Source organism: Microbacterium phosphatis, assembly GCF_049177115.1.
GTDB classification, from domain to species: Bacteria; Actinomycetota; Actinomycetes; order Actinomycetales; family Microbacteriaceae; genus Microbacterium; species Microbacterium phosphatis.
In genome coordinates this window covers 1,963,895-1,985,328 of the sequence record NZ_CP185370.1, presented here as the reverse complement: position 1 = coordinate 1,985,328, position 21,434 = coordinate 1,963,895, and the positions used below count along the sequence as shown (strand labels likewise).

At 71.2% G+C, this 21,434-nt stretch carries 22 protein-coding genes; 17 read left to right on the top strand and 5 right to left on the bottom strand.

Annotated elements, in window-relative coordinates:
- The first annotated feature begins 30 nt into the window (after positions 1–30).
- The 13 genes from ACOKGD_RS09515 (at position 31) to ACOKGD_RS09455 (ending at position 13,651) form a co-directional block, all read left to right on the top strand.
- A complete protein-coding gene (locus tag ACOKGD_RS09515; protein WP_342334417.1) occupies positions 31–960 on the top strand; it encodes an ABC transporter permease in 930 nt (309 codons plus the stop codon).
- Positions 950–1,891, top strand: coding sequence for an ABC transporter permease (locus ACOKGD_RS09510; RefSeq protein ID WP_342334418.1), 942 nt, complete (start codon positions 950–952; stop codon positions 1,889–1,891). The genes ACOKGD_RS09515 and ACOKGD_RS09510 overlap by 11 nt, the downstream gene beginning before the upstream one ends.
- Positions 1,888–3,582, top strand: a complete 1,695-nt coding sequence (locus tag ACOKGD_RS09505; protein WP_342334419.1) for an ABC transporter ATP-binding protein — start codon at positions 1,888–1,890, stop codon at positions 3,580–3,582. Before ACOKGD_RS09510 ends, ACOKGD_RS09505 begins: the two co-directional genes overlap by 4 nt.
- A gap of 10 nt (positions 3,583–3,592) precedes the next feature.
- Entirely contained in the window at positions 3,593–4,147 is a 555-nt protein-coding gene (locus ACOKGD_RS09500; RefSeq protein WP_342334420.1) for a hypothetical protein, read from the top strand.
- A complete protein-coding gene (locus ACOKGD_RS09495) occupies positions 4,144–6,744 on the top strand; it encodes a UvrD-helicase domain-containing protein (RefSeq protein WP_342334422.1) in 2,601 nt (866 codons plus the stop codon). Before ACOKGD_RS09500 ends, ACOKGD_RS09495 begins: the two co-directional genes overlap by 4 nt.
- A gap of 54 nt (positions 6,745–6,798) precedes the next feature.
- On the top strand, positions 6,799–8,703 hold the full coding sequence (gene typA, locus ACOKGD_RS09490; protein ID WP_342334423.1) for a translational GTPase TypA: 1,905 nt from the start codon (positions 6,799–6,801) through the stop codon (positions 8,701–8,703).
- Between the two features lie 70 nt (positions 8,704–8,773).
- A complete protein-coding gene (locus ACOKGD_RS09485; protein ID WP_342334424.1) occupies positions 8,774–9,253 on the top strand; it encodes an NUDIX hydrolase in 480 nt (159 codons plus the stop codon).
- A gap of 32 nt (positions 9,254–9,285) precedes the next feature.
- A complete protein-coding gene (locus ACOKGD_RS09480; protein ID WP_342334425.1) occupies positions 9,286–10,011 on the top strand; it encodes an AzlC family ABC transporter permease in 726 nt (241 codons plus the stop codon).
- Positions 10,008–10,322, top strand: a complete 315-nt coding sequence (locus ACOKGD_RS09475) for an AzlD domain-containing protein (RefSeq protein WP_342334426.1) — start codon at positions 10,008–10,010, stop codon at positions 10,320–10,322. The genes ACOKGD_RS09480 and ACOKGD_RS09475 overlap by 4 nt, the downstream gene beginning before the upstream one ends.
- A gap of 9 nt (positions 10,323–10,331) precedes the next feature.
- Positions 10,332–10,769 carry a histidinol dehydrogenase gene (locus tag ACOKGD_RS09470; protein WP_342334427.1) on the top strand — a complete coding sequence of 146 codons (438 nt, stop codon included), beginning with the start codon at positions 10,332–10,334 and terminating at the stop codon, positions 10,767–10,769.
- The gene (gene fdxA / locus ACOKGD_RS09465) at positions 10,766–11,092 is read left to right on the top strand and encodes a ferredoxin (RefSeq protein WP_342334428.1); all 327 of its coding nucleotides are present in this window, start codon (positions 10,766–10,768) and stop codon (positions 11,090–11,092) included. Before ACOKGD_RS09470 ends, fdxA begins: the two co-directional genes overlap by 4 nt.
- 43 nt (positions 11,093–11,135) lie before the next feature.
- Positions 11,136–12,263, top strand: coding sequence for a succinyldiaminopimelate transaminase (dapC, locus tag ACOKGD_RS09460; RefSeq protein ID WP_342334430.1), 1,128 nt, complete (start codon positions 11,136–11,138; stop codon positions 12,261–12,263).
- Between the two features lie 89 nt (positions 12,264–12,352).
- The gene (locus tag ACOKGD_RS09455; RefSeq protein ID WP_342334431.1) at positions 12,353–13,651 is read left to right on the top strand and encodes a citrate synthase; all 1,299 of its coding nucleotides are present in this window, start codon (positions 12,353–12,355) and stop codon (positions 13,649–13,651) included.
- Positions 13,652–13,721: 70 nt separating this feature from the next.
- Here the strand turns inward: ACOKGD_RS09455 and dapD are convergent, their stop codons facing one another.
- Entirely contained in the window at positions 13,722–14,666 is a 945-nt protein-coding gene (gene dapD / locus ACOKGD_RS09450) for a 2,3,4,5-tetrahydropyridine-2,6-dicarboxylate N-succinyltransferase (RefSeq protein WP_342334432.1), read from the bottom strand.
- 57 nt (positions 14,667–14,723) lie between these two features.
- Between dapD and dapE the strand changes: the two genes are divergently transcribed.
- From dapE to ACOKGD_RS09435, 3 genes are all read left to right on the top strand, one after another.
- Positions 14,724–15,800, top strand: a complete 1,077-nt coding sequence (gene dapE / locus ACOKGD_RS09445; RefSeq protein WP_342334433.1) for a succinyl-diaminopimelate desuccinylase — start codon at positions 14,724–14,726, stop codon at positions 15,798–15,800.
- Positions 15,779–16,996: a hypothetical protein gene (locus tag ACOKGD_RS09440; protein ID WP_342334434.1), complete on the top strand. Its 1,218-nt coding sequence runs from the start codon at positions 15,779–15,781 to the stop codon at positions 16,994–16,996. Before dapE ends, ACOKGD_RS09440 begins: the two co-directional genes overlap by 22 nt.
- A gap of 100 nt (positions 16,997–17,096) precedes the next feature.
- A complete protein-coding gene (locus ACOKGD_RS09435; RefSeq protein WP_342334435.1) occupies positions 17,097–17,267 on the top strand; it encodes a DUF3117 domain-containing protein in 171 nt (56 codons plus the stop codon).
- A 61-nt stretch (positions 17,268–17,328) separates the two neighbouring features.
- On the opposite strand, the gene ACOKGD_RS09430 is transcribed toward ACOKGD_RS09435, so the two are convergent.
- Positions 17,329–17,958: an O-methyltransferase gene (locus ACOKGD_RS09430; RefSeq protein ID WP_342334436.1), complete on the bottom strand. Its 630-nt coding sequence runs from the start codon at positions 17,956–17,958 to the stop codon at positions 17,329–17,331.
- A 78-nt stretch (positions 17,959–18,036) separates the two neighbouring features.
- On the opposite strand from ACOKGD_RS09430, the gene ACOKGD_RS09425 reads away from it, so the two are divergent.
- A complete protein-coding gene (locus ACOKGD_RS09425; protein WP_342334437.1) occupies positions 18,037–18,411 on the top strand; it encodes a Sec-independent protein translocase TatB in 375 nt (124 codons plus the stop codon).
- A gap of 21 nt (positions 18,412–18,432) precedes the next feature.
- Here the strand turns inward: ACOKGD_RS09425 and ACOKGD_RS09420 are convergent, their stop codons facing one another.
- From ACOKGD_RS09420 to ACOKGD_RS09410, 3 genes are read right to left on the bottom strand one after another with little or no spacing between them, the layout of a single operon-like run.
- Positions 18,433–19,587 carry an Mrp/NBP35 family ATP-binding protein gene (locus tag ACOKGD_RS09420; RefSeq protein WP_342334438.1) on the bottom strand — a complete coding sequence of 385 codons (1,155 nt, stop codon included), beginning with the start codon at positions 19,585–19,587 and terminating at the stop codon, positions 18,433–18,435.
- On the bottom strand, positions 19,584–20,132 hold the full coding sequence (locus tag ACOKGD_RS09415; RefSeq protein WP_342334439.1) for a DUF1003 domain-containing protein: 549 nt from the start codon (positions 20,130–20,132) through the stop codon (positions 19,584–19,586). Before ACOKGD_RS09415 ends, ACOKGD_RS09420 begins: the two co-directional genes overlap by 4 nt.
- Positions 20,132–21,424: a magnesium transporter MgtE N-terminal domain-containing protein gene (locus ACOKGD_RS09410; protein WP_342334440.1), complete on the bottom strand. Its 1,293-nt coding sequence runs from the start codon at positions 21,422–21,424 to the stop codon at positions 20,132–20,134. The genes ACOKGD_RS09415 and ACOKGD_RS09410 overlap by 1 nt, the downstream gene beginning before the upstream one ends.
- Positions 21,425–21,434: the final 10 nt, after the last annotated feature.

Sequence of the window (21,434 nt, the reverse complement as noted above, 5' to 3'; positions counted from 1 at the left end):
CGGTGATCTCACCCCGGAAGGAGGGGGAGGATGCTCGCGTACATCCTCAGACGGATCGTGCAGGTGATCCCGGTGTTCATCGGAGCCACCCTGCTGATCTACTTCATGGTCTTCGGCATGCCCGGCGACCCCATCGCCGCACTGTTCGGCGACAAGCAGCCATCGCCCCAGCTGCTCGAGCAGCTGCGGGAGCGCTATCTGCTCGACCAGCCGTTCATCGTGCAGTACCTGAACTACCTCGCTGGCATCCTGCGCTTCGACTTCGGCACGACGTTCTCGGGTCAGAGCGTGGGCGAGGTGCTCGCACGCACGTTCCCCGTGACGCTGCGTCTTGCGGTCATGGCGATCATTATCTCGTTCGTGCTGTCGATCGTGATCGGCGGGGCCTCGGCGCTGCTCAAGGGCACGGTCTTCGACCACGCGATGCTCGTCATCGCGCTGATCTTCATCGCGGTCCCGATCTTCGTGCTGGCCTTCCTCGCCCAGTACTTCCTCGGCGTCCAGCTGCAGTGGTTCAAGCCGACGGTCGGCGCGAACAACGACTGGGGCGACCTCTGGCTCCCCGCGATCGTGCTCGGCTTCAGCATCTATGCCGCGAGCATGCGCCTGACCCGCTCGTCGATGATCGAGACGCTCGGTCAGGACTGGGTGCGCACCGCGTACTCGAAGGGCCTCTCGCGCGGTCGCGTGATCCCCGTGCACGTGCTGCGCAACTCGCTGATCCCGATGGTGACCGACATCGCGACGAACTTCGGCATCCTGATGGTCGGTGCGACCGTGACCGAGGGCATCTTCAACGTGCCCGGCGTCGGAAACACGCTGTTCCAGGCGATCATCCGCCACGAGACGCCCACCGTCGTGTCGTTCGTCACGGTCTTCGTGATCGTGTACGTGCTCGTGAACCTGCTCGTCGACCTGCTCTACGGTCTGCTCGACCCGAGGATCCGCTATGTCAAGTAACAGCGCTCACTACGTTGCTCCGATCAAGGCGGACGTCGTCGTCGACGCCGTGCGCCTGGGAGAGAAGCCCAGCAACCTCTGGCTCGACGCGTGGCGCGACCTGCGCGTGCGTCCCCTGTTCTGGATCTCGGTCGCACTCGTGCTGCTCGTGTCCGTCGCCGCTCTGTTCCCGAGCCTGTTCACGTCGTTCCCCCCATCGGGGCAGGGCGCGGCCGATCTGGCGAAGAGCAACGCGGGCCCCGAGCCGGGCCACCCGCTCGGGTTCAGCTTCCAGGGTTACGACGTCTGGTCGCGTCTTGTGCACGGCGCCGGGATCTCGTTGACCGTCGGTCTGCTCGCCACGATCATCGGCACCGTCATCGGCGTCGTGATGGGCGCACTGGCGGCCTTCTACGGCGGCTTCCTCGACTCGCTGCTCTCGCGCGTCGGTGACATCTTCTTCACGATCCCCTACATCGTCGCCGCCATCGTGGTCATGACGGTGGTGCCGCGCGAGTTCCGCAGCGTGCTCGTGCTGGCCTTCGCGATCGGCGGCTTCTCGTGGGCCTCGACCGCGCGCATCGTGCGCGCCGAGGTGCTGCGGGTGAAGCAGTCGGACTTCGTCATGGCGTCGATCGCCCTCGGGCTCTCGCGCTTCAAGACGATGGTCGTCCACGTGCTGCCGAACGCCATGGCGCCGGTCATCGTCGTCGCCACCATCGGCCTCGGACAGGCCATCGTCGCGGAGGCGACGCTGTCGTTCCTCGGCGTCGGCCTTCCGAACGTCGTCTCCTGGGGTGCGGACATCAGCCAGGCGCAGGCGTCGATCCGCACGGCGCCGATGGCCCTGTTCTGGCCGTCGCTCGCCCTCACCCTCACCGTGCTCGCGTTCGTCACACTCGGCGAGCTCGTGCGCGACGCCGTCGACCCGAAGTCGAGGGCCCAGCGATGAGCGACATGAAGGAGAATCCCGTGAGCGGAGCGAACATCTCCGAGCCGCTGCTGAAGGTCCGGGGCCTGAAGGTCTCGTTCGGCACCGGTAAGAAGGCGCGCGAGGTCGTGCACGGCGTCGACCTCGACGTCTACCCGGGCGAGACCGTCGCCATCGTGGGCGAGTCGGGTTCGGGCAAGTCGACGACCGCCACCGCGGTGATCGACCTGCTTCCGGGCACCGGCAAGGTCACCGGCGGCACCATCGAGCTCGATGGCGTCGACCTCGTGGGCGCCGGTCGCCGCGAGATGGAGTCGATCCGCGGTCGCGAGATCGGCTACGTCCCGCAGGACCCGATGTCCAACCTCAACCCGGTGTGGTCGATCGGCTTCCAGGTCGAGGAGGCGGTCCGTGCGAACGGCCTGGCCACCGGCCGCAAGGAGGTCCGCGCCCGCGCCATCGAGGTGCTGAAGCAGGCGGGGCTCGCGGACGCCGAGCGGCGCCTGCACCAGTTCCCGCACCAGTTCTCGGGCGGCATGCGCCAGCGCGCGCTGATCGGCATCGGCCTCGCGGCCGACCCGAAGCTGCTCATCGCCGACGAGCCGACCTCGGCTCTCGACGTGACGGTGCAGCGCGTGATCCTGGATCACCTGGCCTCGCTCACCCGCGAGAAGGGCACCTCGGTGCTGTTCATCACGCACGACCTGGGGCTCGCCGCCGACCGCGCCGACCGCATCGTCGTGATGAACCAGGGCGAGATCGTCGAGTCCGGGCCGAGCCGCCTCATCCTCGAGAACCCGCAGCACCCGTACACGCAGCGCCTCGTCGCCGCGGCGCCCTCGCTGGCGTCGCAGCGCATCCAGGCGGTGGCCGAGGAGCGCGGCGTCGAGCGCATCGAGGAGGTGGCGTCCGGGGCTCCCGTGATCGAGGTCCGCGACCTCGTCAAGGAGTACAGGATCCGCCAGGGCGGCTTCCGCTCGGTGCCGTTCCGCGCCGTCGACGGGGTCTCCTTCCAGATCCCGAAGGGCAAGACCCTCGCGCTCGTCGGCGAGTCCGGATCGGGCAAGTCGACCGTGGCGAAGATGGTGCTGCAGCTCGAGTCGGTCACCAGCGGCGAGCTGCTGATCGAGGGCACCGATGTGTCCCGGATGTCGCAGAAGGACGTCTTCGCGCTCCGCAGCCGTATGCAGCCGGTCTTCCAGGACCCGTACGGTTCGCTCGACCCGCTGCGCAGCATCGGCCACCTCATCGCCGAGCCCCTCCGGGTGCACGGCATGGGCGACGAGAAGGCCCGCCAGGCGCGCGTCTTCGAGCTGCTCGAGCAGGTGTCGCTGCCGCGCGAGCTGGCCTGGCGCTACCCGAACGAGCTCTCGGGCGGTCAGCGTCAGCGCGTCGCCATCGCACGCGCGCTCGCTCTGAAGCCCTCGATCGTGGTGCTCGACGAGGCCGTCTCGGCCCTCGACGTGCTTGTGCAGGACCAGATCCTGAAGCTCCTCGCCGAGCTGCAGGCCGAGCTGGGCCTCACCTATCTCTTCATCACGCACGACCTCGCGGTGGTGCGCGTGGCGGCCGACCTGGTCGCCGTCATGGAGAAGGGCCGCATCGTCGAGCAGGGAACGGTCGACGAGATCTTCGCGTCGCCGCAGCAGGCCTACACGCAGCGTCTGCTCGAGGCCATCCCGGGTGCGTCCGTCCACATGGCCGGCCACTGAGATCACGTCCGTGACCGATCGACCGCTCGTCCTCCGCGCGCCCGCGGGCCTCATCTGGCTCGTGGGCGTCGCGGCGGTCGTGCTGTTCCTGCTCGGCGACGTTGTGGTGCGGGGCAGCTGGCAGCAGCTGCTGCTCATCGCCCCCTGGACCCTCATCCCGGTGTGGTTCGTCTGGGTGGTGCTGTACCTGCCGCACGTCGCGATCGACGCCGAGGGCGCGCACGTGCACAACGTGCTGCGCACGATCCACCTGCCGTGGGCGACCGTGGACGACCTCGTGATGCGCTGGCAGCTCGAGTTCCACCTCACCCCCGACGCCGCGGCGGCGGGGTTCGGCGGGCGCAAGGGCGTCGTCGAGGCCTGGTCGTTCACCCGCCGCTGGCGGGGCCTGGGCCGCTCGCGTGTCGACGAGACCGAGATCACGCTCGATGTGATGCGCGGCAAGAAGGCCTCCGCGGGTCGCCAGCCGGGCGCGCGCCCCTCGGTGACGTGGAGTCTCGCGCCGCTCGTGACCGGGGCCGCCATCGCGGTGTGGTGCGTGACCGCGGCGCTGCTCGCCGGATGATCGACGATCGCGCGACCGGGGTCCTGGTCGCGCTGCTGGCCACCTGGGAGAACTGGGAGTCGGCACGCGAGACCACCTACGAGCGGGTGCTCGGCGGCATCATGTCCGGCCGCCGCGTCGGCCGGAACCTCACCGAGGCGTCGCAGCTCGCCGCGGTGCGTGCGGCGCTCGGGCCGCTGTGGCCCCAGCTGCCGACGCTGCTCGACGCGGTCTACGCCACGCATCGCGAGGACGTCGAGAAGCTGCGGGGCGACGCCCCGGCCATCGCCGAGGTGTTCGCGACCGCGCGGCCCGCCGCGACCCGCGCCGTCGGCGCGCGTTCGGGTGTCTCGGCGCCGCCGGCCGCGCCGCTCGATGCGGCCGAGGCGGCCCGGCTGGCCGAGGTCCAGGACTGGTGCGCGGCCCACCTGCCGCTGCCCGACGGATCCTGGTTCCGCCCCGACCACGCGCAGGCGCGCGTGATCCTGGCGGGGGAGAGGCACACGCTCGTCACCGCGCGCGCGGGCAGCGGCAAGACCGCGACCATGGCCGCTCGCGTCGCGCACCTGGTGCGCGCCCGCGGGGTGCCCGCACGGTCGATCCTGATGCTGGCCTTCAACGCCGCCGCCGCGGACGAGATCCGCGCCCGGATCGCGCGCTGGCTTCCGCACGGCGAGCGCCCGCATGTGAAGACCTTCGACGCGTTCGCCCTCGCCGTGCTGCCGGATCGAGAGGGGCGGCGGCTGCTGAACGAGGGGGAGGCCTCCCGCGAGATGTCGGGGCTGCTCGCCCGCTTCGCGGACGACCCGCGCCAGCGCGAGCGGCTGCGCGCGGCGCTGGCGCAGCACGCGATGTCGACCGGCGACGGCGACATCGCCCACACCCTGCGCGGCGAGCGGGTGGCCTCCGCCGCCGAGAAGGCGCTCGCGGACACCCTGCTGCGGCTCGGCGTCGTCGGGGGCGACACCCTCGACTACCGGGTGCGGATGGGGGTGCATCTGGACGGCGCCTGGTCGCGGCCGACCATCGCCCTCGTCGACGCCGCCGGCACCCCGCGGCTCGCCATCGACCTCGACGCGTCGGCCGCCTCGAGCGACCGCATCATCCGCGTCACGCCCGCCGAGACCGTCGGGTCCGGGCTGCTCGAAGGGCTCGCGCGTCGCCTCGAGCGCGCCGGCGTGCGCACCCGCCGGCTCGGTCGCGACGAGATCTGGCAGGTCATCGAGCGTCGCTCGACCGAGCGGTTCCGCGGCACGGCCGAGGGCATCCTGTCGCGTGCCCGGCAGCTGCGCTGGACGGGGGCCGACCTGCGCGAGGCATGGGGGCGGCACGACGGGGAGCCGCGCCGCGAGCCGCTGCTGTCGCTGTGCGCCGATCTGCTCGACGCGTACGCGCGCCGGCTCGACGACCTCGGTGCCGAGGACTTCTCGGCGCGCGCGTGGCGCGCCGTGGACGCGCTCCAGGGCGGTGAGCCGCTGGCGGGGGACATCGACGTGGCGGCCCTCCGCCACGTGGTGATCGACGAGTACCAGGACTTCTCGGCGCGATTCGCGGGGCTGGTGAGCGGCATCCGGCACAGGGCCCCCGAGGCGCGGGTGTGCGCCGTGGGCGACGACTGGCAGGCGATCAACGGCTTCGCGGGGTCGTCCCTCGACTACTTCACGGGCTTCGGCGCGCACTTCGACGACGCCGCTGCGCTGTCGCTGGCCACGAACCGGCGCTCGCTGCCCGCCATCGTGCGGCTCGGCAACGCCGTGATGAGCGGCCGCGGCGAGCCCGCCACCGCCCTGCGCACGGGGCCCGCCCAGGTCCGCGAGTTCGTGCTGCCGCAGCTGCGTCTCGAGCCCGAGGAGCGGGAGGCGCTCGGCGACGACCGTCTCGTGGTGGCGATCGCTCGACTGATCCGCGACCACCGTGCCGCAGGGCGGGGTGTCGCCGTGCTCTCCCGCACGAATCGCGCGATCGCGCCCGAGACCGTGCGCCGCCTCACCGGCGTGCTCGGCGATGCCGCCGAGGGCGTCGAGTTCAGCACGGTCCACCGCTTCAAGGGCCGCGAGGCCGACGCGGTCATCCTGCTGCAGGCCGAGGAATGGGCGTATCCGCTCATCCACGCCACGTGGGAGATGTCGCGCGCGTTCGGCGACACCCTCGACACGCTCGCCGACGCCGATCGCCGCCTGTTCCACGTCGGGATCACGCGCGCCCGCTCGCATCTCGACGTCGTGACCTCGATGGATCCGTCCCACTTCTGGTCCGGCTCCCGCGGGTCGGTCGCCCTTGTCCCGGGGATGTGGGAGCTGCTGCCGCGCGCCGCGGGTGCCGACACCGAGCGCGGCGTCGAGATCCGCGTGTCGAACGGATCGGCGCGCGACTTCGAGGCGAGCCGATCCGCGCTCAAGGAGGCCGGATTCCGCTGGAGCGCCGAACGCGAGCAGTGGGTGGCGGTGGCGCGCGAATCCGAGGCGCGATCCGGCGAGCTGCTCGAGCGGCCGTGGGCCGCCGACCGGGGCATCTCGATCAGCGCGCACCTGCCGGACGGCGAGACGATCTGGATCCGCGGCGGGCCCGCTGAGCGGGCCACAGGAGCTCCCAGGCGACGATTCAGCCACGCACGCTAAGATCGCCCCTGGCCCGCATCCGGGTCGACTCCCTTTCTGCAGCAAGGATCATCCATGGCGCGCGCCCTCCGCTCTGACCTCCGAAACGTGGCCATCGTCGCGCACGTCGACCACGGCAAGACCACGCTGGTCGACGCCATGCTCCGCCAGACCGGCTCGTTCGGCGATCACGCCCACGTCGAGGACCGCGCGATGGACTCGAACGATCTCGAGCGCGAGAAGGGCATCACGATCCTCGCCAAGAACACGGCGATCACCTACAAGGGCAAGCACACCGACACGCCGATCACCATCAACGTGATCGACACCCCGGGTCACGCCGACTTCGGCGGCGAGGTCGAGCGCGGTCTGTCGATGGTGCACGGTGTTGTGCTGCTGGTCGACGCGTCCGAGGGCCCGCTGCCCCAGACCCGCTTCGTGCTGCGCAAGGCGCTCGAGTCGAAGCTGCCCGTCATCCTCCTCGTCAACAAGACGGACCGCCCCGACGCGCGCATCGAGGAGGTCGAGGAGGAGGCCCACGACCTGCTGCTCGGTCTCGCCAGCGACCTCCAGGACGACGTGCCGGACCTCGACGTCGACGCGCTTCTCGATGTCCCGGTGGTCTACGCCTCCGGTCGCGCCGGTGCCGCCTCGCAGAACCGCCCCGCGAACGGCGAGCTGCCCGACAACGACGACCTCGAGCCGCTGTTCGAGGCGATCCTCAAGCACATCCCGGCTCCCGAGTACGACGACGAGGCGCCGCTGCAGGCGTGGGTGACGAACCTCGACTCGTCCTCGTTCCTCGGCCGCCTCGCGCTGCTGCGCGTCTTCAACGGCGAGCTCAAGAAGGGCCAGACGGTCGCGTGGGTCCGCCAGGACGGCACGACGCAGAACGCGCGCATCACCGAGCTGCTGATGACCAAGGCCCTCGACCGCTACCCGGCCGAGAAGGCCGGCCCCGGCGACATCGCCGTGATCGCGGGCTTCGAGGACATCATGATCGGCGAGACCATCGCCGACCCCAACGACGTGCGCCCGCTGCCGCAGATCACGGTCGACGAGCCCTCGATCTCGATGACCATCGGCACCAACACCTCGCCGCTGGTCGGCAAGGTCAAGGGTCACAAGCTCACCGCCCGCATGGTCAAGGAGCGCCTCGACCGCGAGCTCATCGGAAACGTGTCGATCCGCGTGAACGACATCGGCCGCCCCGACGCGTGGGAGGTGCAGGGTCGTGGTGAGCTCCAGCTCGCCATCCTCGTCGAGAACATGCGCCGCGAGGGCTTCGAGCTCACCGTGGGCAAGCCGCAGGTCGTCACCCGCAAGGGCGAGAACGGCAAGACGCAGGAGCCCTACGAGCACCTGACGATCGACGTCCCCGAGGAGCACCTCGGCGCCGTGACCCAGCTCATGGCGAACCGCAAGGGCCGCATGGACAACATGGTCAACCACGGCACCGGCTGGATCCGCATGGAGTTCATCGTGCCCTCGCGCGGTCTCATCGGCTTCCGCACCGAGTTCCTCTCGATCACGCGCGGCACCGGCATCGCCAACGCGATCTCGCACGGCTACGGCGACTGGGCCGGGCAGATCGTGGCGCGTCAGAACGGCTCGATCGTCGCCGACCGCTCGGGTGTGGTCACCCCCTTCGCGATCATCGGCCTGCAGGAGCGCATGTCGTTCTTCGTCCGACCGACCGAGGAGGTCTACGAGGGCATGGTCGTGGGCGAGAACTCGCGCGCCGACGACATGGACGTGAACATCACCAAGGAGAAGAAGCTCACCAACATGCGCTCGGCGAACGCCGACTCGTTCGAGTCGATGACGCCGCCGCGCCTGCTGTCGCTCGAGGAGTCGCTCGAGTTCGCCCGCGAGGACGAGTGCGTCGAGGTCACCCCGGAGGCCGTGCGCATCCGCAAGGTCATCCTGGATGCGACCGAGCGCGGCCGCGCCGCCTCGCGCGCTAAGAAGCAGGGCTGATCCTCCGCAGCTGACGAAGAGGGCCGGACGGGTGACCGTCCGGCCCTCTCGCCTTTCATAGGATCGGTCCATGGCCACCCCCGATTTCGTCCTGTCCCTGCGCGAGAAGATCGGGACGGATCCGCTGTGGCTGAGCGGCGTCACCGCGGTGGTGCTGCGCGGTGACGGCGAGGCCCGGGAGGTGCTGCTCGTCCGCCGCGCCGACAACGGGCGCCTGACCCCCGTGACGGGGATCATCGATCCGGGCGAGGAGCCCGCGACCGCGGCCGAGCGCGAGACGCTCGAAGAAGCGGATGTGGTGGCCGTCGCGGAGGCGCTCGTCTGGGTGCACACCCTCGCCCCGACCACGTACCCCAACGGCGATCGCTCGCAGTTCCTCGATCTCGTCTTCCGCTGCCGGTACGTGTCCGGCGATCCGCGCCCCGCCGACGGCGAGAACAGCGAGGCGTTCTGGCGCTCGCTCTCCGATCTCGGCGACCTGGACGACGAGATGCGGGCCCGGATCCTGCGCGCCGCCGACGGCTCCGACGTCGCGCGCTTCGAGCGGTGAGCGCCGCTCGACCCGCCGGTAGTCTCGATCCGGTGACCTCGTCCCGCGCGCCCCTCACCGCGGAGGATCGCAGCGCCTGGCGGCAGTCGATCGCCGTGGCGATCCCCACGAGCGCCTACGGCATCTCGTTCGGCGCGCTGGGCGTGCTGGCGGGGCTCGACCTCTGGCAGACGTGCGTGCTCAGCCTGCTGATGTTCAGCGGCGGATCGCAGTTCGCGTTCATCGGCGTGATCGCCTCGGGCGGGCTGGCCGCCGCGCCCACGGCCATCGCGTCGGCGGCTCTGCTCGGCGTGCGCAACGCGGCCTATGCCGTGCGGATGAACCCCGTCGTCGGGCTCAGCTGGTGGCACCGGATCGCCGCGGCGCAGTTCACGATCGACGAGTCCACGGCCGTCGCGCTCGCCCACACCGAGAGCCGCGCGCGCCGGATCGGCTTCTGGGCGACGGGCCTGGCGATCTACGTCGGATGGAACCTCGGCACGCTTCTCGGCGGCGTGCTGGGCGACGTGCTGGGCGATGTCCGCGCCTACGGCCTGGACGCCGCCGCGGCGGCGGCCTTCCTCGCGCTGCTGTGGCCGCGCCTGCGGTCGCGCCAGGCCATCGCGGTGGGCGCCGCCGCGGCCGTCGTCGCCGCTGCGCTGACGCCGTGGCTGATGCCGGGGCTGCCGGTCATGCTGGCCGCCGTGGTGGCGATCGTCGTCGGGTGGTTCAACTGGCTCGGCCGACCGACGACGACGGCGGGGGAGGAGACGCGATGACGCTGTGGGGAGCGATCCTGCTCGGCGGCTGCATCGTGCTCGCCCTGAAGCTCGCGGGATACCTGACGCCGCCCGAGTGGTTCGAGCGGCCCCGCCCCGCGCGCATCACCGATCTCCTCACCGTCGCGCTGCTGGCCTCGCTCGTCGCCGTGCAGACGCTCGGATCGGATCAGGCGCTGGTGGTCGACGCGCGGGTGCCGGCCGTCATCGTCGCCGGCGTGCTGCTGTTGCTGCGGCAGTCGTTCCTCGTGGTGGTGGTCGCGGCCGCGGTGGTGGCGGCCCTTCTCCGGCTGCTCGGCTGGGCCGCGTAGCCTGGATCCATGCGCTGGCCCACCCGGATCCTCCTCGCCGTCTTCGCCGTCGTGACGGGCGGGATCTTCGGCATCGCCGGCACGATCGCGCATGCGTTCCGGTGGGGCGTCCTGCCCGTCGGGCTGATCCTCGCGCTGCTCGGCTGCGCGGCGCTGCTCATCGGCCTGCGGCTGCTCATCGAGAGCCGGTGGATCACCTGGATCGCCGGCCTCGCGCTGCTCGGTGCCGTGCTGCTGTTCTCGGGCACGGGTCCCGGCGGATCCGTCGTGGTGCCGCAGGCGGCCGAGGGCGAGTTCCCGATCGGCGTCGTGTGGACGTACGCCGCGACCGGTGTGGTGCTGCTGATCGGCGCCTGGCCCGACGTGTCCCGGTTCCGCACACTCACGCCCGTCTCGCAGAGCGGGGCCGAGGACGAGTCGCCGGAGACGCGTAGAATCGACGCGTGACTTATGTGATCGCCCTGCCCTGTGTGGATGTGAAGGATCGCGCGTGCATCGACGAGTGCCCGGTCGACTGCATCTACGAGGGTGAGCGCAGCCTCTACATCCACCCGGACGAGTGCGTCGACTGCGGTGCCTGCGAGCCCGTGTGCCCCGTCGAGGCCATCTACTACGAGGACGACCTGCCCGACGAGTGGCAGGACTACTACAAGGCCAACGTCGAGTTCTTCGACGAGGTCGGCTCCCCGGGCGGCGCCGCCAAGACCGGCGTGATCCCCAAGGACCACCCCCTCATCGCCGCCCTGCCCCCGCAGGGCGAGGGTCACTGATCCTGGCCGTGGCGCCCGCACCTCGTGAGCGGGGTGCGTCGACGTGAGCGTCCGCGACCTCGCCGACTACCCCTGGGACGCCGTCGCGCCGTACGCCGAGCGCGCGCGTGCCCATGCGGGCGGCCTCGTCGACCTGTCGATCGGCTCGCCCGTCGACCCGACCCCCGACGTCGTCCGCCGCGCGCTGACCGAGGCCACCGACGCGCACGCGTACCCGGCCACCGTCGGATCCCCGCAGCTGCGTGAGGCCATCGCCGCGTGGTTCGACCGCCGGCGCGGGGTCCCGGGTCTCGAGCCGCGCAACGTGCTGCCGACGATCGGCTCGAAGGAGCTCGTCGCGCTGCTGCCGACCCTGCTGGGCCTCGGCGCGGGCGACATCGTCGTCCACCCGCGGGCGGCGTACCCCACCTACGAGGTCGGCGCGGTGGTGGCCGGCGCGACCGCCCTCGCCTCCGACGATCCCGATGAGTGGCCCGAGGGCACGAAGCTCATCTGGGTGAACTCGCCGGGCAACCCCGACGGCCGCGTGTGGGACGTCGACGAACTGCGCCGGGCCGTGGCCCGCGCGCGCGAGCTCGGCGCCGTCATCGCCGGCGACGAGTGCTACGCCGAGCTGGGCTGGGACGCGCCGTGGGATGTCGAGCCGGTGCCGAGCATCCTCGACCCGCGGGTGGTCGGCGACAGCCGAGCGAACGTGCTGGCGGTGTACTCCCTCAGCAAGCAGTCGAACCTCGCGGGCTACCGTGCGGCGTTCCTGGCGGGCTGCGCCCGGATCGTGGCCGACCTGACGACGGCCCGCAAGCACCTCGGGCTTATGCCGCCCGCGCCGGTGCAGCACGCCATGGCCGTCGCGCTCGGCGACGACGCGCACGTCCAGGAGCAGAAGGCGCTCTATCGCGCGCGTCGCGCGACGCTGAAGCCCGCCGTCGAGGCGGCCGGCTTCACGGTCGAGCGCAGCGAGGCGGGGCTCTATCTGTGGGTCACGGAGGGGCGCGACGCCTGGGAGTCGATGGGACGGCTCGCCGATCTGGGCATCCTCGCGGGTCCCGGCGTGTTCTACGGCGCCCACCACCCGCAGCACGTGCGCCTGTCGCTCACCGCGAGCGACGAGCGCATCGCGGCCGCCGCCGAGCGCCTGCGCTCGTCGGGACCGGTTACTGTCAACGGCTAGGCTGTACGAGATGCGCACGTCATTCCTGTGCGTCATCGACTCCCCCTGAATGCGACAACGAATCGCGACAGACATCGCAAGGAGGCGCCGTGAGCAACGCGGGACAGCTGCCTGAGAAGGCCACACTCACGATCGGCGACAAGACCGCCGAATTCCCGGTCCTGCAGGCCACGAGCGGGGCATCGAGCATCGACGTGTCGTCGCTGACGCGCCAGACCGGCTACACCGCGCTCGACTACGGCTTCGTGAACACGGCGGCCACGCGCTCGGACATCACCTACATCGACGGCGACCAGGGCATCCTGCGCTATCGCGGCTACCCGATCGAGCACCTCGCGACCCACTCGAGCTACCTCGAGGTGGCCTGGCTGCTCATCTACGGCGAGCTGCCCACGGCCGACCAGCTGGCCGAGTTCGACGACAAGATCCGTCACCACACGCTGCTGCACGAGGACCTGAAGGACCGCTTCTTCACGGCTCTGCCGCACACCGCGCACCCCATGGCCGTGCTCTCGTCCGGCGTGTCGGCGCTCTCGACCTACTACGAGAACGAGTCCGACCCGAACAACCCCGAGCACGTCGAGCTCAACATGATCCGCCTGCTCGCGAAGCTGCCGGTCATCGCGGCCTACGCGCACAAGAAGAGCATCGGCCAGTCGTTCCTGTACCCGGACAACTCGCTGAGCTTCGTCGACAACTTCCTGAAGCTGAACTTCGGCGTGCGCAGCGAGGACTACGAGGTCAACCCCGTGATGTCGCGCGCGCTCGAGCGCCTGCTGATCCTGCACGAGGACCACGAGCAGAACGCGTCGACCTCGACGGTCCGTCTCGTCGGCTCCACCGGTGCCGACCAGTTCGCCTCGGTCTCGGCCGGCATCCACGCCCTCTCGGGCCCGTTGCACGGCGGCGCCAATGAGGCCGTGCTCACGATGCTCGCCCAGATCCAGGAGTCGGGTCAGGGAGTCAAGCGCTTCGTCGAGAAGGTCAAGAACAAGGAAGAGGGCGTGAAGCTCATGGGCTTCGGGCACCGCGTCTACAAGAACTACGACCCGCGCGCGAAGCTCGTCAAGCACTCGGCCGACGAGGTGCTCGAGCAGCTGGGCGTCCACGACCCGCTGCTCGATCTGGCCAAGGAGCTCGAGGCGATCGCGCTGGAGGACGACTACTTCAAGGAGCGTCGTCTGTACCCGAACGTCGACTTCTACACGGGCGTCATCTACAAGGCGATGGGCTTCCCGACGCGGATGTTCACCGTGCTGTTCGCGATGGGGCGCCTGCCCGGCTGGCTCGCCCACTGGCGCGAGCTGCAGCTCGACCCGAAGACCAAGATCGGCCGCCCGCAGCAGCTGTTCACCGGTTCGCCGGAGCGCGCGTACCCCGGAGCCTGATCCGGCCACCGCTCGATGACGAAGGCCGCGACCCCCTCGGGGATCGCGGCCTTCGTCGTCGCGCGTGCGGCTACGCGTGCAGGGCGGCGTTGAGGGTGACGCCCACGCCCTTGCGGCGACGCGCCTCGATCGCGCCCGTGAGCGAGTTGCGCAGGAACAGCAGGCCGCTCGATCCGGACAGCTGCGCTCCCTTCGCGACGCGCGGCGATCCGTCCGCGTTCGGCTCCTCGTCGACCAGGATCACCTTGGTGCCGGCGGTCAGGTAGAGACCTGCCTCGACCACGCAGTCGTCGCCGATCGAGATGCCCACGCCGGCGTTCGCGCCGAGCAGCGAGCGCGCCCCGAACGAGACGCGGTGCTTGCCGCCGCCCGACAGCGTGCCCATGATCGACGCGCCGCCGCCGATGTCCGAGCCGTCGCCGATGACGACGCCCTGCGACACACGCCCCTCGATCATCGAGTTGCCGAGGGTGCCGGCGTTGAAGTTCACGAAGCCCTCGTGCATGACCGTCGTGCCGGGGGAGAGGTAGGCGCCCAGGCGCACCCGCGAGGCGTCGGCGATGCGCACGCCCTCCGGGGCGACGTAGTCGGTCAGCCGCGGGAACTTGTCGAGCGAGACGACCTGGATGCCGTCGCGCTGCAGGAACGGGCGCAGGCGGATCGCGTCGGCCGGGTGCATCGGGCCCGCGTTCGTCCAGGCCACGTTCGGGAGGTGCGCGAAGATGCCGTCGAGGTTCAGCTCGTTCGGCTTCACCAGGCGGTGCGACAGTGCGTGCAGGCGCAGGTAGGCGTCCGACGTGGAGGCCGGGGCGAGGGCCAGGTCGATCTCGAGGGTCACGACCTCGATGGTCACGTTGCGACGGTCATCGGGAGCGGCGAAGCGATCCAGGCTCTCGACCTCGTCGGTCACGTCTCCGGCGCGACCGGCACGCGGCGACGGGAACCAGGTGTCCAGCACCGTCCCGTCCGCGGCGATCGTGGCGAGCCCGACACCGGAAACCAGGTTTTCAGTCATGGTCCCGATTCTATTGAGGGCACCGGGTCGCTGATACGCGCCGCCTAGGCTGAGGGCATGGCTTTGGATCTGACGGCGTCTTCGCCGGACATCACCCGTGCGATCTGCGACGTGCCGAGCGTGTCCGACGACGAGGCGGCGCTGGCCGATCTGATCGAGGCGGCGGTGCGGCCGCTCGGGCACCTCGAGGTGCACCGCGACGGCGACACGATCGTGGCGCGCACGAACCTCGGGCGCGCGCAGCGCGTGGTGATCGCCGGCCACATCGACACCGTGCCCAGCAACGACAACGTGCCCACGCGCGACATCGAGATCGATGGCGAGGCGTACATCTGGGGGCGCGGCACGGTCGACATGAAGGCGGGCGTCGCCGTGCAGCTCAAGCTCGCGGCCGAGCTGACCGCCCCCTCGGTGGACATCACCTGGCTCTGGTACGACCACGAGGAGGTCGCCGCCGAGCTGAGCGGGCTCACCCGCCTCGCGGCCAACCGCCCCGATCTGTTCGAGGGCGACTTCGCGATCCTCGGCGAGCCGACGGCGGGCGTCGTCGAGGGCGGCTGCAACGGCACCCTCCGCGCGATCGTGCGGACCAAGGGCGTGCGGGCGCACAGCGCGCGCGCCTGGATCGGCGAGAACGCGATCCACGCGGCCGCCCCGATCCTGGCCCGGCTGGCCGAGTACCGCCCCCGCACCATCTCGGTCGACGGGCTCGACTACCGCGAGGGGCTCAACGCCGTGCGCATCACGGGCGGGGTCGCCGGCAACGTGATCCCGGACCTCTGCGAGGTCGAGGTGAACTTCCGCTTCGCCCCCAGCCGCTCGGAGGACGAGGCCGTCGCACACCTCCGCAGCGTGCTGCAGGGCTTCGACATCGAGATCACCGACCTCTCGGGCGGCGCCCGGCCGGGGCTCGACGCCCCGCTCGCGCAGGACTTCGTGCGCGCGGTGGGCGGCACGCCCAAGCCCAAGTACGGCTGGACCGACGTGGCGCGCTTCTCGAAGCTCGGTGTGCCCGCCGTGAACTACGGCCCCGGCGACCCGCTGCTCGCGCATCACGACGAGGAGCGCGTGCGCGTCTCGCAGATCGAGGAGGTCGAGCGGGGGCTCCGGGCGTGGCTGACCACGTCGGCCTGACGCCGGTCCTCGCCCGCGCGGGCGACTCGTGGCGCGGCTGGCCCGTGGCGGCGCGGATCGCGCTGATCTACGGCCTCTCGCGCCTGGTGACGACGGCGATCATGCTGCTCGTGGCGTCGGGATCCCCGGCCGGATCGCGGTTCGGCGCGGATCCGTCGCTCATCGACTACGTGCTCGGGTGGGACGCGCAGTGGTACTGGCTGGTGGCGGTCTCCGGCTACCCCCACGAGCTTCCGCTCGCCGAGGGCGGCACCGTCGCCGAGAACGCCTGGGCGTTTATGCCGGTCTACGCCCATCTCGCGCGTCTCGTGGGGTTCGGCGCCTGGGGCGCGGGCGCCCTCGTCGTCTCGCTCGCGGCCGGGTTCGTGGCGTGTCTCGCGCTGCACGGCCTGCTGCGTCGGCGGGTCGACGACGGCGCGGCGACGTGGGCGGTGACCCTGTTCGCCTCGGCGCCGCTGGCGGCGATGTTCCAGGTCGGCTACGCGGAGGCGCTGTTCGTCGCCTTCCTGCTGCTGGCGCTGTGGGCGCTGAGCGCGCGGCGGTGGGGGTGGCTGTACCTGCTGATCCCGCTGATGGGCTACACCCGCCCCGGGATCCTCGCCTTCGCGCTGCTGCTGGGCCTCTACGGCGTGCACCGCTGGTGGCGCCGCCGCTCCGATCCGCTTCCCGTTCGCGAGGTCCTGCACATCCTCGCGCTGGGGGCGCTCGCGGTGCTCGTCGGGTTCTCGTGGCAGGTGATCGCGGCCGTCGTGACGGGCGTGCCCGACGCCTACCTGCAGACCGAGATCGCGTGGCGTCGGGGCTGGCTGCCCGACACGACCGGGTTCGTGCCGTTCGAGGGCTGGATCCGTGCCGCGCCGCTGTGGTTCTCGCTCTGGGGGCTCCCCACGTGGATCGGCTATGCGGCGCTCGCCGTGCTTGTGCTCGGCACCGCGGCCGCGCTGCTCTCGCGCCGGGTGCGCGCCCTGGGCCCCGAGGTGCAGCTGTGGTCGGCGAGCTACGTGCTCTACCTGCTCGCGGTGTTCTTCCCGCAGTCCAGCACCTTCCGCCTGCTGCTGCCGCTGTCGCCGCTGTGGGGGGCCGCACCGCGCTCGCGTGCGGGGCGCCTGATCACCCTCGCGCTGTGCCTCCTCGGACAGTGGCTCTGGATCGCGATCATGTACGGAAGCGGGAATACGTTCTGGCAGATTCCCTGAATCTCCCGGCATATCGCGCCTCAGGGGGCCCTGAAAGTGAGCCATCTGGCGCGTGACCGGTAAACTTGCTGTGGGAGACCTCGACGAAAGGAAGCCGAACATGGCAGCCATGAAGCCCAGAACCGGTGACGGACCGATGGAGGCCGTGAAGGAGGGGCGCCTCATCATCGTGCGCGTTCCGCTCGAGGGTGGCGGCCGCCTGGTCGTCTCCGTCAACGACGACGAGGCGAAGGAGCTTCACGGCGTCCTCGCCGCTGTCGTCGGCGCCTGAGCCACGGTTTTACGCGAGAGGCCGGATCCTTCGGGATCCGGCCTCTCTGCGTCCGCCGTCGTCAGTCGGCGACGGTGGTGAGCTGCAGCAGACCCTCGCCGATCGTCGAGATCGCGGCGATCACGGCGGGGGAGTCCTGCGTCTCCCGCAGGAGCGTGCGGTACGCCGACGTCACCGCATCGCGGGCGACCGGATCGGCGACGCGCCCGTTCAGCACGCGGGGGACGAGGACGGTGCCGCCCGCGCGCACGAGGCGGAGGCCGTGCTCGACGTAGTCGAGGACGTTCTCGGCGTCGGCGTCGACCAGCACGACGTCGTAGGAGGCCTCGTTCATGCGGGGCAGCACGTCGGCGGCTCGCCCGGTGATGAGGCGAGCGCGCGTGGCGGTGATGCGGGCGTGCGTGAACGCCTGACGGGCGGCGGCCAGGTGCTCGGGCTCGTGGTCGATGGTGGTCAGGACGGCCCGGGGCGCACCGCGCAGCAGCCACAGACCCGACACACCGGCGCCCGTGCCGATCTCGATGATCGAGCGGGCGTCCGTGGCCGCGGCGATGACGGCGCACTGCGCCCCCACACCGGCGCTGATCGGCGCCGCGCCGAGCTCGAGCGCGTGCTGTCGCGCGCGGGCGATGTGCTCCGGCTCGATCACCGTCTCGCGTGCGAACCTCGCGATGGCGTCATGCTCGCTCATTCAGACCTCCTGCTCGGCTCCCAGCCTACGGTCGACCGCCGCGCGGGCATCACAGGCGCGGCGGGTAGGCTGGACGCCATGTTCTTCGGCCTCACCTTCGAGAAGGTGCTGCTGATCGCCGCGATCGCGGGGCTGCTGATCGGGCCCGAGCGACTGCCGCGCTACGCCGAGCTCCTCGCCCAGACCGTGAAGCGCGTGCGCGCCTTCGCGCAGGGCGCCCAGACGCGTGTCCGCGAGGAGATGGGCCCCGAGTTCGACGACGTCGACTGGCGCAAGCTCGACCCTCGTCAGTACGACCCGCGACGCATCATCCGCGAGGCGCTGCTCGAGGACGACACCCCTCCGGCCGTGGCGCCCGAGCGCGTGATCGCGCCGCCGCGTCCCGCGGGCCCGATGGTGCGGCAGCATTTCACCGCCGCCGAGCCCCCGCCCTTCGACGCCGAGGCCACCTGACCCCCACCCCGCGGCGCGGGGTCAGCGCGCGGGATTGAGGGGGAGCTTGCGACCGGCGAGCCGGCGGGGCTGCGACGCGATGCGCTCGGCGAGGCGCGCGATCTCCTGAGAGGCCGCGTCCTCGGGGTGGGACACCACAACGGGGTCTCCGGCGTCGCTCGACGCGCGCAGGGCCTGGCTCAGAGGGATCGAGGCCAGCACGGGCACCTCGTGGCCGTCCTCGGACAGGGTCGCGGCGACGGAGGCGCCGCCGCCGGATCCGAACAGGTCCATGACGGTGCCGTCGGGCAGGGTCATGGGGGCCATGTTCTCGACCACCCCGATCACGCGCTGGCCGGTCTGACGCGCGACGAGACCGCTGCGCACCGCCACGTCGGAGGCGGCGGCCTGCGGTGTGGTGACGACGAGCACGTCGGCGTGCGGAAGCAGCTGCCCCACCGAGATCGCCACGTCGCCCGTTCCCGGGGGCATGTCGAGCAGGAGCACGTCGAGGTCGCCGAAGTAGACGTCCGTCAGGAACTGCTGCACCGTGCGATGCAGCATCGGCCCTCGCCACGCGACCGCTCCCGTGGCCGCGTTGCCCGCGCTGTCCGGCCCCTGCAGGAACATGCCGATCGAGATCGCCTTCACGCCGTGCCCGACGGGCGGCAGCATCAGCTGGTCGACGCGGGTGGGCTGCGCGATGACGCCGTCCTTCGCGAGGCCGAGCAGCGGCGGGATCGAGAACCCGTGCACGTCGGCGTCGAGGAGGCCCACCGACAGACCCCGCTGCGCGAGCGCGACCGCCAGGTTCGCGGTGACGGTCGACTTGCCGACGCCTCCCTTGCCGCTGGTCACGGCGATCACGCGCGTGAGCGACTCCGGGCCGAAGGGCATGCCCCGGACCGGGCGCAGGCGCGCGGTGAGCGCCTGGCGCTCGGCGGGGGTCATGACCCCCACGTCGATCGTCACGGCGCCGGTGCCCGCGACCGACTCGGCGGCCTCGCGCACATCCGCCTCGATCCGCGCGGCGGCGGGGCATCCGACGATCGTCAGCGCGATCTCGACGCGCACGTCCGATCCCGATGCCGTGACCCCGCGCACCATGTCGAGCTCGGACAGCGGGCGTCGCAGCTCGGGATCGGACACGCGCCCGACCGCGTCGCGGACCCTGTCCGCGAGGGAGTGATCGGTCATGATTCGCGCGGCCGATCGAGGTTCGAGCCGGCGTCGCGCTCGGCACCGCGGGTGTCGAGCTCCTCCAGCAGGGCCTTGAGCTCCTCGCGCAGGACGTCGCGGCTGACGACGCGCTCCTCCATGTCGCCGAGGGCCAGGCGCAGCGCGACCATCTCGCGGGCCAGGTACTCGGTGTCGGCGAGGTTGCGCTCGGCGCGCTGCCGATCCTGCTCGATCTGCACGCGGTCGCGATCGTCCTGACGGTTCTGCGCGAGCAGGATCAGGGGAGCGGCGTACGACGCCTGCAGCGAGAGCGCCAGGGTGAGCGCGGTGAAGCCGTTCGCCGACGAGTCGAAGCGCCAGGCCACGGGCATCGTCGCGTTCCAGGTGATCCACGCCACGCAGAACAGCGTCAGCGCGATGAGGAACGTGGGTGTGCCCATCGCCCGCGCGACCCACTCGGTGGCGCGACCGAAGCGGTCGTGCCCCTTGGGAGCGGTGGTCGTGACGAGCACGGGCTTGCGGCCGCGGACGACGTCGGGGCGCGACATGTCGCGCGACGCCATCATCCGCGCCTCACAATCGGGATCGCGCCGGTGGTGGGGGCCGCGGGGAGCGGCTCGTCGGCATCGTGCGAGCGCCAGTCGTCGGGCAGCAGGTAGTCGAGCATGTCGTCGACGCTGATCGCGCCCATCAGCCGTCGCGCCTGATCCACGACCGGAACCGACACGAGGTCGTAGCTCGCGAGGCGACGAGCGACCTCGGCCGCACCGGCCGTGACGAGCACCGGCTCGATCGTGTCGTCGAGGATCGCGCCGATCCGCTCGTGCGGCGGGTAGCGCAGCATGCGCTGGAAGTGCACCGCGCCGAGGAACCGCCCCGTGGGGGTCTCGTACGGGGGCAGCGTCACGAACACGCTCGCGGCGATGGCGGGGTGCAGCTCGTGGCGGCGGATCGTGGCGAGCGCCTCGGCGATCGTGGCGTCGGCCGACATGATGATCGGCTCGGGCGTCATCAGACCACCCGCGGTGTCCGCGCCGTAGCGCAGCAGCATGCGGACGTCCTCGGCCTCCTCGGGCTCCATGAGCTGCAGGAGCTCCTCGGAGCGCTCGGGCTCGAGCTCGGCCAGCAGGTCGGCGGCGTCGTCGGGCTCCATGGCGTCGAGGACGTCGGCGGCGCGCTCGTCGCCGAGCTTCTCGAGGATGTGCACCTGCTCGTCCTCGGGCATCTCCTCGAGGGCGTCGGCGAGACGCTCGTCCGAGAGCTCCTCGGCGACCTCGATCATGCGGTCCTCGGGCAGATCGAGCAGCGTGTTGGCGAGGTCGGCGGGGCGCAGCTCGGCGTAGCTGGCGGCGAGGGCCTCGGCCGACTGCGCCTGCCCCGGGGTGTGCTGCTCGCGCACCTGGGCCCAGGTGGCGAACGTCGTGGGGCCCTTGGCGAACGGCGAGGCGCTCGTCTTCGGCTTCCGCAGGAACAGCTGGCTGATGGCCCAGTCGCCCACGCGGTTCGGCTCGATCGCGACGTCCTCGATGACGGCGGAACCCGATCCGTCGACGAAGTGCACGCGGCGACCGACGACCTCGGCGAGCACACGCACCTCGTCGGCGCGAGGCTGGAAGCGGCGCACGTTGATGAGGCCGGTGGTGATGACCTGGCCGGCCGAGATCGAGGTCACGCGGCCGATCGACACGAACACCTGACGGCGCCCGGGGATCTCGCACACGAGCCCGATCACGCGGGGGGCTCCGCTACTTCGATACACGACGACGACATCCCGGACCTTGCCGAGCCGGTCGCCCGCGGGGTCGAAGACAGCGCACCCGGCCAGGCGCGCCGCGAATACCCTCTGCGTGCTCATGCTCCCAGCG

Excerpts from the sequence above, each read along its gene's own strand:
- ACOKGD_RS09515 (WP_342334417.1), top strand. The coding sequence starts at position 31 with ATGCTCGCGTACATCCTCAGACGGATCGTGCAGGTGATCCCGGTGTTC.
- ACOKGD_RS09510 (WP_342334418.1), top strand. The coding sequence starts at position 950 with ATGTCAAGTAACAGCGCTCACTACGTTGCTCCGATCAAGGCGGACGTC.
- ACOKGD_RS09505 (WP_342334419.1), top strand. The coding sequence starts at position 1,888 with ATGAGCGACATGAAGGAGAATCCCGTGAGCGGAGCGAACATCTCCGAG.
- ACOKGD_RS09495 (WP_342334422.1), top strand. The coding sequence starts at position 4,144 with ATGATCGACGATCGCGCGACCGGGGTCCTGGTCGCGCTGCTGGCCACC.
- typA (WP_342334423.1), top strand. The coding sequence starts at position 6,799 with ATGGCGCGCGCCCTCCGCTCTGACCTCCGAAACGTGGCCATCGTCGCG.
- ACOKGD_RS09485 (WP_342334424.1), top strand. The coding sequence starts at position 8,774 with ATGGCCACCCCCGATTTCGTCCTGTCCCTGCGCGAGAAGATCGGGACG.
- ACOKGD_RS09475 (WP_342334426.1), top strand. The coding sequence starts at position 10,008 with ATGACGCTGTGGGGAGCGATCCTGCTCGGCGGCTGCATCGTGCTCGCC.
- ACOKGD_RS09470 (WP_342334427.1), top strand. The coding sequence starts at position 10,332 with ATGCGCTGGCCCACCCGGATCCTCCTCGCCGTCTTCGCCGTCGTGACG.
- dapD (WP_342334432.1), bottom strand. The coding sequence starts at position 14,666 with ATGACTGAAAACCTGGTTTCCGGTGTCGGGCTCGCCACGATCGCCGCG.
- dapE (WP_342334433.1), top strand. The coding sequence starts at position 14,724 with ATGGCTTTGGATCTGACGGCGTCTTCGCCGGACATCACCCGTGCGATC.
- ACOKGD_RS09435 (WP_342334435.1), top strand. The coding sequence starts at position 17,097 with ATGGCAGCCATGAAGCCCAGAACCGGTGACGGACCGATGGAGGCCGTG.
- ACOKGD_RS09430 (WP_342334436.1), bottom strand. The coding sequence starts at position 17,958 with ATGAGCGAGCATGACGCCATCGCGAGGTTCGCACGCGAGACGGTGATC.
- ACOKGD_RS09425 (WP_342334437.1), top strand. The coding sequence starts at position 18,037 with ATGTTCTTCGGCCTCACCTTCGAGAAGGTGCTGCTGATCGCCGCGATC.
- ACOKGD_RS09420 (WP_342334438.1), bottom strand. The coding sequence starts at position 19,587 with ATGACCGATCACTCCCTCGCGGACAGGGTCCGCGACGCGGTCGGGCGC.
- ACOKGD_RS09415 (WP_342334439.1), bottom strand. The coding sequence starts at position 20,132 with ATGGCGTCGCGCGACATGTCGCGCCCCGACGTCGTCCGCGGCCGCAAG.
- ACOKGD_RS09410 (WP_342334440.1), bottom strand. The coding sequence starts at position 21,424 with ATGAGCACGCAGAGGGTATTCGCGGCGCGCCTGGCCGGGTGCGCTGTC.